Origin of the sequence: Vibrio renipiscarius (assembly GCF_000827885.1) — a bacterium.
GTDB classification, from domain to species: domain Bacteria; phylum Pseudomonadota; class Gammaproteobacteria; order Enterobacterales; family Vibrionaceae; genus Vibrio; species Vibrio renipiscarius.
Genome location: NZ_JTKH01000003.1, coordinates 104,893 through 121,139, shown reverse-complemented (window position 1 = coordinate 121,139; position 16,247 = coordinate 104,893). Strand labels below are relative to the sequence as shown.

Annotated in this window: 17 protein-coding genes; 8 read left to right on the top strand and 9 right to left on the bottom strand. The window is 45.4% G+C overall.

Annotated features, from left to right (window positions below; all coding sequences use genetic code 11):
• Positions 1-110: 110 nt before the first annotated feature.
• From OJ16_RS00835 to sbcB, 3 genes are read right to left on the bottom strand one after another with little or no spacing between them, the layout of a single operon-like run.
• Positions 111-788 carry a CidB/LrgB family autolysis modulator gene (locus OJ16_RS00835; RefSeq protein WP_040986450.1) on the bottom strand — a complete coding sequence of 226 codons (678 nt, stop codon included), beginning with the start codon at positions 786-788 and terminating at the stop codon, positions 111-113.
• Entirely contained in the window at positions 788-1,153 is a 366-nt protein-coding gene (locus tag OJ16_RS00830) for a CidA/LrgA family protein (RefSeq protein WP_040986448.1), read from the bottom strand. The genes OJ16_RS00835 and OJ16_RS00830 overlap by 1 nt, the downstream gene beginning before the upstream one ends.
• 49 nt (positions 1,154-1,202) lie before the next feature.
• Positions 1,203-2,627 (bottom strand): exodeoxyribonuclease I, encoded by a 1,425-nt coding sequence (sbcB, locus tag OJ16_RS00825; protein WP_040986446.1) that lies wholly within the window; start codon positions 2,625-2,627, stop codon positions 1,203-1,205.
• Between the two features lie 359 nt (positions 2,628-2,986).
• On the opposite strand from sbcB, the gene OJ16_RS00820 reads away from it, so the two are divergent.
• Positions 2,987-3,772 carry a hypothetical protein gene (locus OJ16_RS00820; protein WP_040986443.1) on the top strand — a complete coding sequence of 262 codons (786 nt, stop codon included), beginning with the start codon at positions 2,987-2,989 and terminating at the stop codon, positions 3,770-3,772.
• 115 nt (positions 3,773-3,887) lie between these two features.
• Here the strand turns inward: OJ16_RS00820 and OJ16_RS00815 are convergent, their stop codons facing one another.
• Positions 3,888-4,265 carry a RidA family protein gene (locus tag OJ16_RS00815; protein WP_040986441.1) on the bottom strand — a complete coding sequence of 126 codons (378 nt, stop codon included), beginning with the start codon at positions 4,263-4,265 and terminating at the stop codon, positions 3,888-3,890.
• Between the two features lie 320 nt (positions 4,266-4,585).
• Between OJ16_RS00815 and OJ16_RS00810 the strand changes: the two genes are divergently transcribed.
• Both OJ16_RS00810 and OJ16_RS00805 read left to right on the top strand, forming a co-directional pair.
• The gene (locus OJ16_RS00810) at positions 4,586-5,662 is read left to right on the top strand and encodes a serine hydrolase domain-containing protein (RefSeq protein WP_040986439.1); all 1,077 of its coding nucleotides are present in this window, start codon (positions 4,586-4,588) and stop codon (positions 5,660-5,662) included.
• 194 nt (positions 5,663-5,856) lie between these two features.
• Positions 5,857-6,459 carry a TetR/AcrR family transcriptional regulator gene (locus OJ16_RS00805; RefSeq protein ID WP_040986437.1) on the top strand — a complete coding sequence of 201 codons (603 nt, stop codon included), beginning with the start codon at positions 5,857-5,859 and terminating at the stop codon, positions 6,457-6,459.
• Between the two features lie 56 nt (positions 6,460-6,515).
• On the opposite strand, the gene OJ16_RS00800 is transcribed toward OJ16_RS00805, so the two are convergent.
• The 5 genes from OJ16_RS00800 to OJ16_RS00780 all read right to left on the bottom strand — a co-directional run bounded on the left by OJ16_RS00800 (position 6,516) and on the right by OJ16_RS00780 (position 12,269).
• Positions 6,516-8,078: an MFS transporter gene (locus OJ16_RS00800; RefSeq protein WP_040986435.1), complete on the bottom strand. Its 1,563-nt coding sequence runs from the start codon at positions 8,076-8,078 to the stop codon at positions 6,516-6,518.
• A 4-nt stretch (positions 8,079-8,082) separates the two neighbouring features.
• The gene (locus OJ16_RS00795; RefSeq protein WP_040986433.1) at positions 8,083-9,096 is read right to left on the bottom strand and encodes an HlyD family secretion protein; all 1,014 of its coding nucleotides are present in this window, start codon (positions 9,094-9,096) and stop codon (positions 8,083-8,085) included.
• Between the two features lie 434 nt (positions 9,097-9,530).
• Entirely contained in the window at positions 9,531-10,910 is a 1,380-nt protein-coding gene (locus tag OJ16_RS00790) for an L-cystine transporter (RefSeq protein WP_040986431.1), read from the bottom strand.
• Positions 10,911-11,105: 195 nt separating this feature from the next.
• Positions 11,106-11,786, bottom strand: coding sequence for a Rossmann-fold NAD(P)-binding domain-containing protein (locus OJ16_RS00785; protein ID WP_040986429.1), 681 nt, complete (start codon positions 11,784-11,786; stop codon positions 11,106-11,108).
• A gap of 291 nt (positions 11,787-12,077) precedes the next feature.
• Positions 12,078-12,269 carry a hypothetical protein gene (locus tag OJ16_RS00780; protein ID WP_040986427.1) on the bottom strand — a complete coding sequence of 64 codons (192 nt, stop codon included), beginning with the start codon at positions 12,267-12,269 and terminating at the stop codon, positions 12,078-12,080.
• A gap of 389 nt (positions 12,270-12,658) precedes the next feature.
• Here OJ16_RS00780 and OJ16_RS00775 point away from each other — a divergent pair, with 389 nt between their 5' ends.
• From OJ16_RS00775 to OJ16_RS00755, 5 genes are read left to right on the top strand one after another with little or no spacing between them, the layout of a single operon-like run.
• Entirely contained in the window at positions 12,659-13,270 is a 612-nt protein-coding gene (locus OJ16_RS00775) for a flavin reductase family protein (RefSeq protein WP_040986425.1), read from the top strand.
• 12 nt (positions 13,271-13,282) lie between these two features.
• Positions 13,283-14,311, top strand: a complete 1,029-nt coding sequence (gene cobT / locus OJ16_RS00770; RefSeq protein ID WP_040986424.1) for a nicotinate-nucleotide--dimethylbenzimidazole phosphoribosyltransferase — start codon at positions 13,283-13,285, stop codon at positions 14,309-14,311.
• Positions 14,311-15,090: an adenosylcobinamide-GDP ribazoletransferase gene (locus OJ16_RS00765; protein WP_040986422.1), complete on the top strand. Its 780-nt coding sequence runs from the start codon at positions 14,311-14,313 to the stop codon at positions 15,088-15,090. The genes cobT and OJ16_RS00765 overlap by 1 nt, the downstream gene beginning before the upstream one ends.
• A complete protein-coding gene (gene cobU, locus OJ16_RS00760) occupies positions 15,087-15,614 on the top strand; it encodes a bifunctional adenosylcobinamide kinase/adenosylcobinamide-phosphate guanylyltransferase (RefSeq protein ID WP_040986420.1) in 528 nt (175 codons plus the stop codon). Before OJ16_RS00765 ends, cobU begins: the two co-directional genes overlap by 4 nt.
• A 5-nt stretch (positions 15,615-15,619) precedes the next feature.
• Entirely contained in the window at positions 15,620-16,237 is a 618-nt protein-coding gene (locus OJ16_RS00755; protein ID WP_040986417.1) for a histidine phosphatase family protein, read from the top strand.
• Positions 16,238-16,247 lie beyond the last annotated feature (10 nt).

The window sequence follows — 16,247 nt, the reverse complement described above, 5'->3', positions numbered from 1 at the left end:
ACATTTGTCGATGTAATGATTCATTAGCATACACATTTAGAGTGAGGTCACACTATGTGACCCCATTCGCATCATAACAAACGTACCATTAGAGCCGCGATTCGTGCCGATTAGCTATGCAACCACATCGCGAAGGCAAAAAATGCCGGCGCGAGAATTGAAGTGAACACACCGCACAATACGAGCGCAAGTGAGCTAAATGCGGCGTCTTCACTGTTCTTTTCTGCGCACGTCGCGGTGCCAAGCGCATGTGACACCGTCCCCATGGTTAAGCCTCGGGCGATAGGGTGAGTAATGTTAAGTAGATTATAGATTGGGTAAGCGAGAATCGCGCCAAATAGACCCACGATAAGGACTAAAATCGCCGCAATCGCGGGCTCGCCACCTAAATTACTCGACACTTCCATTGCGATAGGCGTTGTGACCGATTTACCTAATAAACTGGCAATCAAGCCGATGTCAGCTTGCATGTAGATAGCAATGACACTGGCCGTAAACATCGACATCACTGAGCCTACGCCGCATGCGAGCATGATAATGCGCCAATTTGCTCGTATTTGTGGTATTTGTTCATACAGCGGAAAAGCCAAGGCCACAACCGCAGGTTGAAGTAAAAAACTTATCCAAGTGTTATCTGCGTAATAGGTGTCATACGGAACTTTGCATACGATCAGAACCGGAATCAAAATCCCCATACTAATCAGTAGAGGGTTCATGATCGGCGTGTTGCATTTTCGGCTAACCCAACGGGCGAAAAAAAAGACGACTACGGTAACGAGTAACCACATTATTTATTGCCCTTTTTAAGCAAGCGATCAAGAAAAAGACCCAATGTGACGATAACGATTAACGTCCCACCCACCGCACTGGCGAGAATAGGCAGCGCATTATCAACCAATGTATCGAAGTGTTCCATCAAGCCAACACTGATTGGAACGAAGAGTAAAATCATATAGCGAATAAATAGATTCGCGCTCGGTTTTACCCATTCAGAAGGCACGAGACCACTCGCCATTAAACTGAATAGAATGAGCATGCCGATGATACTGCCGGGGATAGACGTGCCAACAAACTGTTGAATACTTGAGCCGGCAAGTAAACAAAGGAAGATTAATCCCATTGATACAACGTATTTTAAAATCGTGTTAGCCATATATTTTTAGTCGATCGAGAAGAACGGTTGAGAGAAAGAAGGCTTGTCTTTAACAGACAAGCTTTTCAACGTATTGATACACCGATTTTAATAGGGTGATTTTCTTTGTGTCACTTTCGTGTTCGTGAACTAAGTTTTCAAAATTTAGCATGTAATCTTCAATACGATCTTGGAAGTAGTCGCGACAGTGGTTACTCCAACGCACTTGTTCTTGTTCAGTGAGCGTCCATGGGAAATGACGAGCGCGGTAACGGAACAAAAGTGGTTCAATACGTGCGTCGCTAAACGTGATGTCGAGATCCGCTAAATTTTCTGGCTTAGTCTGGCGAATGATGTCCATGGCTGCGCGATCGGCAGGCGAGAAAAAGCCGTCGTATAATTGGGTGTCCACATCCGCATTTTTGCTGTACTCGCGTTCATTGGCAAATAAACCAATCAACTTCTCCCGTACCTCAGGATGTTGGCGAATGATCTGTAGGTTTTTCAAACACTGTTCACGATCAATGCCGATCTTTTCTGCGTTTTCAGCGGTCAGTGTTTTGGCTGGGGCCAAAATCGGGCATTTATTCAAATGCACCAACTTAACCGGAACGGGTAATTCATCCTCGGCTAATTCGCTGTGTTTTGTGTATAAGCGTTCTGTTAGCGCTTCAAGATCCAAATCGAGGAGCACTTGAGGATCTTTCGCTAAATCAACCACAATGACAGCATTTTGGTTGGTCGGATGCCAAGCAACAGGCACAATCCAGCTGGTATAGTGGCATTCACGCCCCAACATGCCAGAGACATGCATAAGCGGAGTCATATTAACGATATCGACTAACTCATTAAGTTTACGCTTATGGCGCATACTCAAAAAGTACTCAAATAGTTTTGGTTGTGCGGCTTTGATTTTTTTTGCTAACTCGATCGTGGCAATAACATCGGCCATTGCGTCATGGGCATTAGCGTGTTCAATGCCATTTGCCACAGAGAGATTTTCGAGTTTAAAGCTGATAAAACCTTCGTCGTTAACCGGCCATTCAATACCTTCAGGGCGCAGTGCATAACAAGCTCGCATCATATCCAGTAAATCCCAGCGTGAGTTACCATTTTGCCAGCTCCACGCATAAGGGTCGAAGAAGTTCCTATAACAAGTATAGCGGGTGACTTCATCATCAAAACGGATGCTGTTGTAGCCTAAGTTGATGGTGTTTGGTGTGGCCAATTGCTCATGAATTTGGCGGATAAATTCAGGTTCAATAAACCCTTTACTCGCGGCAAGTTGCGGTGATATGCCCGTAATCAGCGCCGCTTCAACGCCCGGTAAATAATCCGCAGGCGGTTGGCAATAGATGACAAGAGGCTCGCCAATAATATTGAAATCCATGTCAGTGCGAACCCCCGCAAATTGACTTGGACGGTCTTTGGCTGGACTGGTTCCCCACGTTTCATAATCGAAGAAGAAAAACGTCGGTTGGTGCTCTTGTTGCATGCTATTTACCAAGTGTTTAAAGGCTTTTCGAGTATTAGACCACTGTGCGATGCGCTTAGCAATGGAGCAAATAGGATTAGCACATTTTCCTCTTTAATCGTGTGTCTTTGCATCGATGTTGTTGTGATAAACAATCGATTAATGGCGTATTTTAGAGGGTTGTTGGTTATTTAATCAGTTTTGATGTGAAGTCTGCTTAATAAGCAAAACAAAGTTATTGATGGAGAGCATTATTAAGTAAGAAAATTATTCATATTGCATTTAAGTTGTTGGTGAATATGTAAATAATTTTATTTTCGCCAATCATGAGTGTGTCTTTTTTTCAGCAGAGTATGCTTTTACATGGATAAGGAAATCGAATGAAAAATAGGGTTATGACTTGTGTTTTGCTATTGCTGTCATTTTCCGCAACAGCCGAACAAGTGAATACAAAAGAGGTGAGAGCGCTGATTGCCGAAATGCAGCAGCAAAATGCCAGCCAAGCAAATAAACATGAAGTTGGGCGTATACACACTCTCGATACGGAAACAGAAGTGTTTACCGATGACATGTGGATCGCGCCTGAAAACTTGATGGAATATGAAGCGACGTGGGCGCCATATATTGCGATGGATCTAAACCGTTCGTTGATTTGGCGAGCGTTTGTTGGGTTTATTGCGGTTGATATGACGGTTGATAACGACAAGGTATTTTTTGAGCACAAATCAGGGCGTTCCAATAAAGAATACGTCGTGGAATTGACGAATAAAAACTCAGGGTCAGTGGCCCTTACATCGAAAGGTGAAACGGAAATCATACCGGTGCTAAGAAGCACTCGATTATCTCAACAGCAGTTCAAAGAAATCGCGGGAAATAGCGTATGGACAGAAGGGCCTCAAGCATCTTGCGAAGTGCGAAATTTCAAGTTTGATTTTGAATCCAATGCAAGACGATTTGAAATGAAAGATGCCTCGTTCTTTCGTAAGTTCACTTATGATGATGCCATCTATCATGAATACATAAAAACGGATGAATTTGAAATCGAAATTCGCTCTAGTTTCTTCTACATCCATACTTTGGATCAATTTATTCAATACATCCATGAGTACAAACAAAACGGAGAGATCTACACGTACAACCATAAATGGTTAAGTCGTTGCTCTTGATAGGCGATTGATTGATAGGCGATTGATAGTTTGACGCGTTCAGGCGAGGGAGAGTCGATAGCGCAGGACGCAGAATAACGAATAACCCCAACATCTTGGTTGGGGTTATCATGGATTAAGATTGCAATGCAATCGTCGCTTCAATTTCGATGAGAAGATCCGAATCAAATAAATGTGACACTTCAACCAATGAACAAGCGGGTAAATAGCCTTGATGAAAATCAGCAAGGAGATCGCGTACGCTGCGTTGTTTGCTGATGTCTCGAACAAAAATCGTGAGCTTGATTAAATCACTGCGAGATCGTTTTTCGTGCATCAAGATGGTATTAAGCTGCGCTAACACCTCTTGGCTCTGTTCTAACAATGTTCCGCTTTGTGCTGGTGTACCAAATGCCGTCAAGCCTGAGACATAAAGCGTGTCATTGTGCTTTGCTGCGTGAACATAAGGGCCAGGCACTTCTGGCAAGCTTTCATAATTAATCCGTTGTACCACTGTATTTTCCTTACCTTAGAAAGTTGCTTAACGTTGCTCAATACGCGCGATGAAAACGGCGAATGCTTCATCCTGTTTTCGTATGTAAAAAAGCAACAAAAGCCAAATATGCGCTTGATTGTGTCATAGGTGAGATTAAATAAATTTGAGAGCCGTCATGATAACGCGATGAAAAATAGCGACTTTCATACCAGAGTTATGCAAAAACTCCGCAGGAGCGTGCAGAGTCATCTTGATCTGTATCCAAAATATGCGCGTTGCAGCGTAATCATGGGTGTTTGCGAATATGATAGCCGAAGTCGTTTCTACAAGGAGCTATCATGCAACGGGTCAGCGGCATACTTTCAGTCTTGGTGTTGTCTTTTGTCATCCTATCGGGTGACGCAGCAGCAAGAGAGTTCAATAAAAGCAAGTTAGACGATTACCTTTCCTCACTGAATGACGCGAGTAAGGTGATGCTCAGCATCGAAATTACTGAGAAAGGCGCTGTTACGTATCGTCATCAAACTGGTTACGTTGATATAAAAGAGCATTTTTTCACACAAGATGAATACATTCCCGCGAGCCCAAATACACGTTATAAAATCGCCTCAATAACCAAAACCTTTACCGCGACACTCATCTTTCAATTGATTGAGCAGGGAAAACTGCAACTATCCACGCCTTTATCGCAGTTCTATCCTCAAGTCCCTAATGCTGAAAACATTACTGTGGATGACTTACTCTCTCATCACAGCGGAATCGTCAATTTTCTTGATCAGGAATCGTTTTATAGCAATATCAAAAGTGACTATACGCTGGCTGGATTGGTTGAGTTAATTGCCAGCTATCCGGCCCGTCCTTACGCGATGAGAGATTTTCGCTATTCCAATTCAAATTACATTTTGCTGACGGGGATTATTGAACAGGTCACAGGCAACACGTACGAACACGCGCTATACCAGCAGATTATCGACCCACTTGATTTAAGTGATACTCAGTATTGCTCGGGAGCGAAAGGGTGTGAAGGCTACGCACAATCGTATATTCACTATGAACAAGGCATTGTGACAGCTGATGAATGGCCGAAAACAACGTTAATGGGCGCCGGTGGGATGACATCGACCCCGAAAGATCTCAACCGTTTTAATCATGCTCTATATCAAGGTAAGTTGGTTTCTGAAGCGTCACTTAAATATATGAAAGGGGAGATGGATTATCGCGGTAAAGGTTTAGAAGAGATCTATTTCCATTCCCGAACACTTGTTGGGCACGGTGGTTTGCTCGAAGGTTTCAGGACACTGCTTGCTTATCTTGAAGACGACGCGTTGAGTATCGCGATTGCGTGTAATTTGAATGACATGGAGCTGCGGATTTTACTGATTGAGATACTTGATATCTACTATGAATCAGAGTGAATGTGTACTGGCGTGTTGCAGCCGATGCGAAATACATATAAAAGACCAATATTATGGCGCTTAGTTGCGTGAATATAAGACTCTTCCGCGCTGGGTAAACCATCACATTTATACTTGCCTGATAAAGGGAAAGAGTGTGCTCATATTGAGAATAGTGGTACTGTACTGAACAGTATTGTAGAGCGGATTTTGTCATGCGAGCCTCCACCGAGAAAAAAAGAACCCGAATCATTGAAGTTGCGACAGCGCTATTTATAGAACAGGGATATAAAGAGACGTCTTTGGATCAAATTGTGGCCGTTTGTGGTGGGTCAAAACAGACGTTATATCGTTACTTCAGCAATAAAGAAGGCTTATTTGTAGCGGTGCTCGGCTACAACACGAAAACCAGTTTAGAGTCAGTATTTAGGTTATCGGAATCCCATCAGCAATCTCTGCAAAGTACGTTAGAGCAGTTTGCATTACAGTACCTTACGGGTATTTGTTCTAACCCGATGCTGGGCCTATATCGAATTATTGCCTCCGATTTTAATAAGCACGATTCGGTTGCATGGCAGTTTTGGCAAACCGGTCCGTTACGAATCCATCAGTATATGATTGATTTTCTGCAAACGGCAGACGTTTCAGCGCAGTTAGATATCGATGATGCAAAACTCGCTTGCAGCCAATTACTCGCGCTAGTGAAGGCCGACTTTCAAAATATGGCGTTGCTGGGGATTGAATTACCCGATCAAACACAACGTATCGTCCATACACAAAAAGCCGTGGCTGCTTTTCTGACCTTATATCAGAAGTAAACGCAGAAGGGATCATTGATGTGATCCCTTATCTCTTATCTCTTATCTCTTATCTCTTATCTCGGACGCTGGGCATCGATAGCCTGTTTCGCAACCAGTTTTTTACCAATAATTAATACTGGGGCCAAGGCGAATATAGAGAGAATAAACACCAACAAAGCATTACTAAGGCCGAGAGTCGTTGCTTGCAGTTTAACGACGCTGCTGATTTGGCTCATACCAAGTGACGAGTTAGGTAGGTGGCCTTGTGTGAGTAAAACCTGATTCAATAGCTGTTCATAGTGAGCAAAGTTGGTACTCGCACCATTTAGAGTCGTCCCCACCTCTCCGGAAGCTTGCGCGCTATGAGTCTGCATAACCCGCGAGAAATATGCCCCTCCAACCAAACCGCCTAATGTTCGAAATAAATAGAAGTTACTGATCCCTTCAATACGTTCATCACGATGAAAATAGAGTAAAACGGCGATCGTTACCGAAACGTTGAGTAAACCAACGCCAAAGCCACGTAAAAGCATCGGAATCAGTAACGACCCCGGCCCCACATTGCTTGGTAATTGACTAAAAAGATACACCGAGATGAGTATCATCAACACGCCAATTGGCACAATTGCATCACTAAGCGGGCGGCGAAAATAATAGACGGCTACGCTTAATGCCATCCCGATCAACATGCCATAAAAGGCGGGCAACTGAGCAAAGCCGCTATTTAGTGCATTGTATTGCAGCACCATTTTCAAAGCGCTATTAAATAATGCGGTGCTGGCTATCACGGCAAAGCCGGCTAAGAAAGCATTGTACATAAACACATTGGCTTTCAATTGACGATGCAGTTGCATTGACGCGGTTGGTTGACGAGTCAATTTCATCAAAAGAAAGACCGTGAGAAGCGTTAAGCTAGCTGCGATGAGGGTTAAATTCACAAAAAAGTCTGAATCTAGCCAGTTATAATAACTCCCACGCATCAGTAAATAGATCACCAATGCGCTGGTGATCAGCATCGCGCTATAAAACCACAGCGAAGACTTTTCCTGCGGCTTAATCGAAATACGGCCGAGCGGAAAAGCCAAACCGATCGTTAAAGAACAAAAGAACAGCCACGCCAACGCGACATAAAATGCGCTCAAATCGAATGACTCTAATACCTGTGCCATAAGCCATGGATAAGCGCCCATTGGAAGTAAGGTTGAGAAAATTAAAGTACCGGAGATGACGGCTGGCAGCCATTTATTGGCCAGCTTATCGAGTAAATATAAGTTGATCACCACAAGTAATGTGCTGACAACCAAACCATTCAGTAGCCATATTGCAGCGAATAACGCGTAGTTCTCGACGCCTATCGCCAAAGCAATACTCGAGCACAAACCGAAACCGAGTGCGGCCATCAAGATTGAATCGGTACCGACTCTGCGAAGGGTGAGCGGTATGAGGATAAATCCCCAAACTTGGCTGATCGTGAATCCGGTTTTGACGCGATCTAATTCATCCATCGAAAGACCAGCCCGCGCCGCCATTTCATAGCCAAGTTCGTTGAACATGGCAGAGTACAATCCAAAGGCCGTCAATGAGAACACCGCTAATAAACACAGTGCCACTATTGGAAAAGGCTTACGTGCGTTCATGCCATTAACCTTGATGTGTTGTATTGATGGTCACTTCAGCAGAGAGGCCAGGGTAAATTTTCTGTTTTAGGGTACTAGGCACCTGCAATTCAATCCGCACTGGGATGCGTTGTACCACTTTAACGAAATTACCCGTCGCGTTTTGTGGTGGTAACAAACTAAATTGCGCCCCGGTTGCCGGTGTAATGGAACTGACTGTGCCTTGCAGCGGAGTATCAGGGAACATGTCTAATACGACTTCTACCGATTGACCTTTTGAAACCTTCTCTAGTTGTGTTTCTTTAAAGTTGGCTTCGACCCAAATGTAGTCAGGTACCATCACGATCAATCCCATTCCCGGTTGCACAAGTTTGCCTACTTGAACTTGTCTATCCGCAATAAAACCGTCAACAGGGGCGGTGACCACGGTGCGTTTTAAGGCAATGTTGGCGAGCTGCAATGCGGCCTCGGCTTGTTTTTTTTGCGCAATCAACTGTTGCTTATCCGTCAGCAATGCCGCGTATTGTTTATTCTCTACCGCGAGAGTGAGTTTCGCGTTTTCAAGTTCGCTGCTCGCTTCGATTGAACGGGTGCGCTGAGCTTCATACTGGTTTTTACTGATCGACTGTTTTTCGACTAGGCGAGTTAGGCGTTTTAATTCCGCTGATTGATGGTCTGCGCCAGCTTGGGCACGGCGAATCAATTGTTTAGCTTGCGCAATTTTGACGGATTGCATGTCAGTTTTTGTTTGGTTGGCGCTCAGCGCGGCATTACTCACATCGAGTGCCGCAGCCGCAATAGCTTGATTGGCGATAAAGTCCTGATCATCAATAGAAAATAAACGATCGCCTTTTTTTACCCATTGATTGTCTTTGACAAAGATCGAACTCACTTGCCCCGCAACTTGAGGTGAGACGGCTGTGACATCGGAGTGCACATAGGCATTATCGGTAGTGACTTGGTTTGGATGGTAGAGCGACAGCCCTGCAACGACAAAAGAGGTTACGATTAGGGTCGCGATGGTCAGTTTCTTTTTCATTTACTTGTCTCGATGCGTTTCTTTTATCAAACTGTACCGTACAGTACGATATTAATAAAGCGAATATTGATCTTCGAGCGGAAAAAGGATCAAACGGGCATTTAAATCGAACTGGATTTCGTGAGAGTCAATATCACATGATCAACGCTTTTCTGGCGAGTGAGCGAGTGTTGGTGATTGAATTAGTGAGTGAGTTGGTGGGTGTCGAGACGCTAGTGAACGACTGATGAGAACGATGACGAGATCCACAATGACTAAGTCGGCGAAAAATTATAGTAGAGAGGGCATTGCGGTGACGCGCTCTAGGTTGATTGGATTTTATAAGAAGTGATTTACGGGCAACGATTTACGGACAACGAGTGACGCATAATGACGTGAAGCAAAAAGAGGTTGTCGCTTTCGACAACCTCTTCATCCAGTGTGCGATTAATGTTTTATTTTGTCGTGACGGCTTGCTCGTCATTCGCATGTTCGGCACGGTTGTCTAAGAGGCGACTGGTGATCGTACCTGCGGCCATTGAGCCTGACACGTTCAGCGCCGTGCGCGCCATATCGATTAAGGGTTCAATGGAAATCAGTAGCGCAGCGATCGTCACGGGCAATCCCATGGCCGGTAGCACGATAAGCGCAGCAAAGGTTGCACCACCACCAACACCTGCAATGCCAAATGAACTAATGGTAATGATACCAATCAACGACAAGATAAAGTTTATCTCAGTTGGGTCGATGCCGACTGTTGGCGCAACCATAACCGCAAGCATGGCAGGGTAGATACCGGCACAGCCGTTTTGGCCGATAGTCGCACCAAACGAAGCCGACAAATTAGCAATGGCTGGTGACACATTAAGCTTAGTAATTTGTGCTTCCACATTGAGTGGAATCGTTGCCGCCGAGCTACGAGACGTAAAAGCAAAGGTTAAGACTGGCCAAATCTTCTTAAAGTACTCTTTAGCGCTCACGCCAACCAAAGAAACCAGCAGTCCGTGAACGACAAACATAATGAAGATCGCGACATAAGACGCCACAATAAAGCCGAGTAGTTTAACGATATCTGCCGCATTTGAGGTGGCAACAACTTTCGCCATGAGCGCCGCAATGCCATACGGTGTCAGCGCCATAATCATCTTCACTAAACGCATCACAATGGATTGAATCGCTTCCACAAAGGTGCGAATAGGCGCTTCAAGTTCTTGCTTTTCGCTCATCACTTTACGGGCAGCAATGCCAGTGAGTACCCCAAAGATCACCACCGCAATAATGGACGTTGATCGGGCGCCAGTCAGGTCAGCAAACGGGTTGGTTGGAATAAAGCTCAACAGCATTTGCGGGATGGATAAGTCACTGACGTTCGTCGCGCTATTTTCAAGAATCGAAATACGAGCGGTTTCACGCGCTCCTTCGATTAATCCTTCAGCCGAAAGGCCAAAACCATAAGCCACTGAGATGCCGACTAATGCCGACAGTGCGGTTGTGGAAAGCAAAATACTGATGGTGACGCCGGAAATCTTGCCCAGTGAACCGCCTTTTTCTAGCTTGACTACCGCAGCAATCATTGAGACGAGAACAAGTGGCATAATCACCATTTTAAGCAGGCTCACGTAACCTTGTCCGGCGATGTTTACCCACTCAAGGATTTGGCCGATTTCTTGGCTACCTTCGCCAAACACTAATTGCGTTGCTAAGCCAAAACAGCTGCCCATAACCAGACCTAAAAGGACTAAGCGAGAAAGGGTATGCTGCTTTTGCTGTTGGGAATAGAGAACAAAAAGCAAGCCAATAAAAATCGCAAGCGATGCGAGAACCGCAACTGACATGTTGATATACCTTATTGGATTTAGATCTGGCGCCGGATACCGCTTTTCAGTATCGACCAGAAATGGAGACAGGCGTCACAAGGTAATGATTTAGTGGGTAAGAATGAAATGACAAAAACGTATGAATTATAAGGTTTTGTTATTAAAAGGTATGCGTGCCGATAAATTAAGCAGAATCACTTGGATTCCACGAAATTATTTGTATTTATTGAGCAGCTCACGCATCGCGACACTATCAAAAACTTCGATAGGACGTGGGTTAGAGGCGAACGAGGCATACAACATGGCTCTGGCGACTAATTCCGCTTTGATAGGAATAAAGCGCGCTAAGCGACCAATCATAATAGGACGAAGGATTTTAAGTAGGCCTTGTAAGATGGTTTCGTCGCTTCTCGGGGTATCGCGCAATCCGACTAAAGGCCCTGGCTGAACAAAGGTGACATGCTCAAACCCAAGGTTTTCCAACGCTAATTCCATTTTGCCTTTGCAACGCAGATAGTGAGAAGAGGAGCGAGGATTCGCGCCATAACTTGAAACGACGGTGAGGTGCTTCACGCCAAGCAAAGCCATGTTTTTCGCTACATCACAAACAAGATGGTAATCCACCGCTTCGAGCGCGGATTTAGAACCGGCTTGTTTTCGTGTTGTTCCAAGGCAGATATAGCCTTTTTCAGGCGTTGGAAGGGTCTCGTCCCAATCGAGAATACGTAATTCAGAATCGCGTATTTCTTCTAATTTCGGATGAGTAAACGCCAATCCTTTGCGAGTCAGCGCGTAGATGTGGTCAATCGCGCGCTCTGCGAGCATGAGTTTTAATAATTCCGTACCTATCAGCCCGGTTGCGCCGGCAATGATGACGACTTGTTCTTTACTCATGCGTTTATTCCATTTGATTTTTTCCTAAGCATCGATGATCCGCATGGATAAGTCTATGATGAAGTATAAAAAAACCAACCTTTCGGCTGGTTTTGTGATTGTATTTTAAACTCACTAAGTCAGTGAAAGTGGCACCGTGCGTTTTTTATTGTTTTTTTGAGGCGCGGGTTTTGCCGGTCTGCGGCTTTGGTTCGCTAACATTTGTTCCTCCACGTCATTATTGCTTCGTCGCTTCTCTCCATGTCAATGGATGAGATTAGCGATCAAAGGGTTGCGTACAGAGTAAAACAATCATAAAACGGGCCAACTTTTATTCTCGATAAAACAGCAACCTAGAGAGAGCGTGTGGCGTTTCTTCTTTTGCATTGCAATTTGACCATTCAAACCGCCTGACATCGGGTGATTAAACTCGCGTGTACTACCAACAATATCAAATGGCCGAGTCCGACTTGCCGTCGTCGCAATGTTGATCGGCACCTTCATGCTTCATTCTATCGCGCCTCAACGCTTCGGTATGCTCAGAGGTTTTGTTTGCTTGTCGGCTACCCGCATCTTTAAGTTGTTTGGGGATAGTAAAAGAGAATGAACATCAATAATGACAAAAAGAGTGATAATTGATGGATTTATTGATGGGTAAATCAGGATTCACTAGAGAATAAAGCGTTTCAACGGTTACACTTAAGCAATGTTATGTGCTGAATTGATGCGGCGCTGACTTGTTATATACCCGTTCTGCTTGAAGTCGTCGTGGTGTTGGCAACGCTTATTTCAATCATCGAGTTAATCTATGCTCATGGGGATTCATCCGTTTGCCACCTACCTGAAACGCCAAGTGACTTGTGTATAGTCATTCAATGAAGTCAAGGACGTCTATGAATATTGAAATGAGCACCCTTGCACCTTCGCAGGTGTACCATTTGTTGACTCAAGCGATAATTCCACGCCCCGTGGCATGGGTATTAACCGAATCGGGGAGTGACAATTATAACCTCGCGCCTTTTTCTTATTTTGCGCCAGTGTCGAGCCAACCGGCTTTATTGATGTTTTCCGTTGGGCATAAGCCGGACGGTGAAATGAAAGACACGGTGCGTAATGTGCTGGAAACGGGAAGATTGGTTATCCATATTGCGAGCGCTGATCTTGCCAACACAGTGACTCAAACCGCAGCCTCCTTGCCACATGGCGAATCTGAAGTGGAGGAGTGCGAACTTGAATTGTGCGAATTTGAAGGCTTTGAACTCCCGCGAGTAAAAGCGTGCTCGATTGCATTTGCATGCAAACTTTACGAAATCAAAGAACTGGGTGATGCCCCTCAATATCTTGTTTTTGCAGAAATTGAGCAGGCTTATCTTGATCCACGCATTATTGACCACCAAACCGATCGTCTGAGAATTGACGCAATGGATGTCAACCCTTTGTGCCGTCTTGGTGGCGGCGATTATGCAGTTTTAGAAAAGACCTTTTCAGTGTCTAGGCCGAAATAAGTAGAACAAACGATGTTAGATAAATCCCATTCTGATGCCATTTGGCATCGCATAAACCAAAAAACCAAACCACTGGGTTCTTTAGGCAAGTTAGAGCGTGTTGCTCACCAGTTGGCATTGATTCAAAGTCAGAATAAACGTGACGCCGTCACGAACATCACAATCAATAAACCGACCGTAATTGTGTTCGCCGGCGACCATGGTATTGCGCGTGAAGGGGTGAGTATTGCACCTCAAGAAGTGACCCAACAAATGGTGAAAAACTTCCTTGCGGGTGGTGCTGCCGTTAACTGCTTTTGCCGCGCAAATGATGTTGAGATGTTGGTGGTGGACGCAGGGATCGTTGAGCCAGTAAAGAGCGATTCTGCGCAGCTGATCTCGCAACGCTTGGGTAAGTCGACAGAGAACTTCGCCCAGCAACCGGCCATGACAAAAGAGCAAGTGGACCAAGGCTTAGAGTTTGGCGAAAAAATCGTTAAGCGAGTGATTGATTCGGGTTCAAACCTCATTATGTTCGGTGAAATGGGGATTGGTAATACAAGCAGTGCCGCCGCGATACTGGCAGCGTTATCTCGTCGCAGCGTGGAAAAATGCGTTGGCTATGGGACGGGGATTAATGATCAACAGATACGCTTAAAACGCCGACTTGTGCAACACGGCGTGAATCGTTGTCGCGGGCAGAAACCTCTGGAAATACTGCGTCAGGTAGGCGGGTTTGAGATCACTCAAATGGTCGGGGCTTTTCTCGCGGCCGAAAAACATCAAACGCCTGTGATCGTCGATGGTTTTATCGCGACGGCGGCCGCGTATGTAGCGGCGAAAATACAGCCAAGTTGCCGAGAGTATATGCTGTTTGCTCACCAGTCCCATGAATCAGGCCATAAATTCATGTTGCAAGAGTTAGCGGCAACGCCGTTGTTTGATTTGTCTCTTCGTCTCGGAGAAGGCACGGGAGCGGTATTGGCGGTACCGATGATTAAAGCCACGGTTGAGTTTTACAATCATATGGCCAGTTTTGAACAAGCTGGGGTAGAAATGTAATGCGACAATCCGCGTTATATCAGCTTCAATTGTTTTGGCTTGCTTTGGGCTTTTTCTCTCGCTTGCCGATTCCAAGTTCTACCCCGTATTCAGAGTCACGCATGAACCAAGCGGGCCGTTATTTTGGCGTGGTTGGTGTACTGCTTGGCGCTATTTGTGGCGGGCTTTATTGCCTTTTTAACCTGCTTTGGCCTGCGAATGTGGCGGTCTTACTCACAATGGCCAGCAGTTTATTGCTGACAGGTGCCTTTCATGAAGATGGCCTGACCGATATGGCGGATGGCATTGGTGGTGGCATGACGTTAGAGCGTCGTCTGACCATAATGAAAGACAGCCGCATTGGCACCTACGGCGCGGCAACGCTTGTGATGGCGTTATTGGCGAAATATGTGTTATTAACGGAAGTTGCGTCTATCACGTCCATGTTTTTGACGATTCTGGTTACTTACACCCTGAGCCGTTGTGTCGCCGCTTCATTGATTTTTGATATGCCTTATGTGGCGGATTTAGACAGCAGCAAAAGTAAGCCATTAGCGAACCGACAAAGTAAAACGGATTTAGCCGTTCTTATCGCCACCGCGGTCTTGAGTGCTTTACTGCTCCCTGTCGCGCTCGCGGCTTTGTTATTGATTGCCGCTGTCATCTTTAGAGCGTTGTTTAAAACGTGGCTAATCCGGCGCATTGGCGGTTTTACGGGCGATTGTTTAGGGGCGGCGCAGCAGTTAATGGAACTGCTAAGCTATTTAATAATACTGGCGTGGTTTACACATATCCTATGAGTCTTCATTTAGTACTCGGTGGTGCGCGTTCTGGAAAATCGAGTTTTGCGGAATCTTGCGTACTCCAATTCCCTCAAGAGCATCGTCACTATGTGGCGACGGCCACCAAAAGCGATGATGAAATGTCACATCGCATTGCGCATCATCAAGCAAGACGAGACGAGTCATGGCAATTACATGAATGTGCGCTGGAAGTCGCCACATTAATCGAATCCTTTCACCAACACGATGTGATCTTGATTGATTGTCTTACGCTTTGGATGAGCAATGTGATTTTTGAGGGAGGCGAAACGGCCGATGAAGCCGCTATCACACAACATGTCGATCGACTTGTCGCCGCATTAGCCTCTAGTCCTGCGACTATTATTGTTGTCTCGAATGAAGTGGGGCTCGGAATTATTCCGATGGGGGAAGTCACTCGTTTATTTGTTGATCACGCGGGGTGGATGAACCAAGCGATCGCGAAAGTGGCTGATAAAGTCACATTTGTCGCCGCGGGTTTACCCATGACGCTGAAAGGATAATACCGATGAAAACGGTGAACATTTATCTTCTACGTCATGGGAAGACGCTCGGTGAACCCGCTCTAAATGGTCATACGGATGTCGAGGTTGCCCCTCTAACGCAACAATCGATTTGTCGCGATATACGGTCACGTTTTCCTTCGGTAGAAAACGTGGTGACGTCACCATTGAAACGTTGTTTAGAGGTGGGACAGGGCTTAACAAATAATAATTCCGCGTTGACGCTGAGCATTGACGCGGCATTTAAGGAAATGAACTTTGGCCAGTTTGACGGGGTACCGTTTGACCATTTGACTCAGCATTGGGATGTCTTAGAGCGGTTTTGGCAAGATCCTGCTCATCATCCATTGCCTGGGGCTGAGCCTTTAGATGCGTTTTATTCCCGCGTTTCAGACGGTTGGGATGCGCTAACCTCGCAATTAACGCAAGATACCTTATTGATTGCTCATGGCGGTACGATACGCATGATTTTGGCCAGAGTGCTGGGTCTAGATTGGCGAAATCCGGCGTTATTCTCCATTCTGCAAATCGGCAATCAATCAATATCACATATAAAAATAACCCATTCAGAGCAAATATATACTCAAGTATGCTCGATAGGATCGCCGCTCTCCATTGAGTGAGCCAGCATGA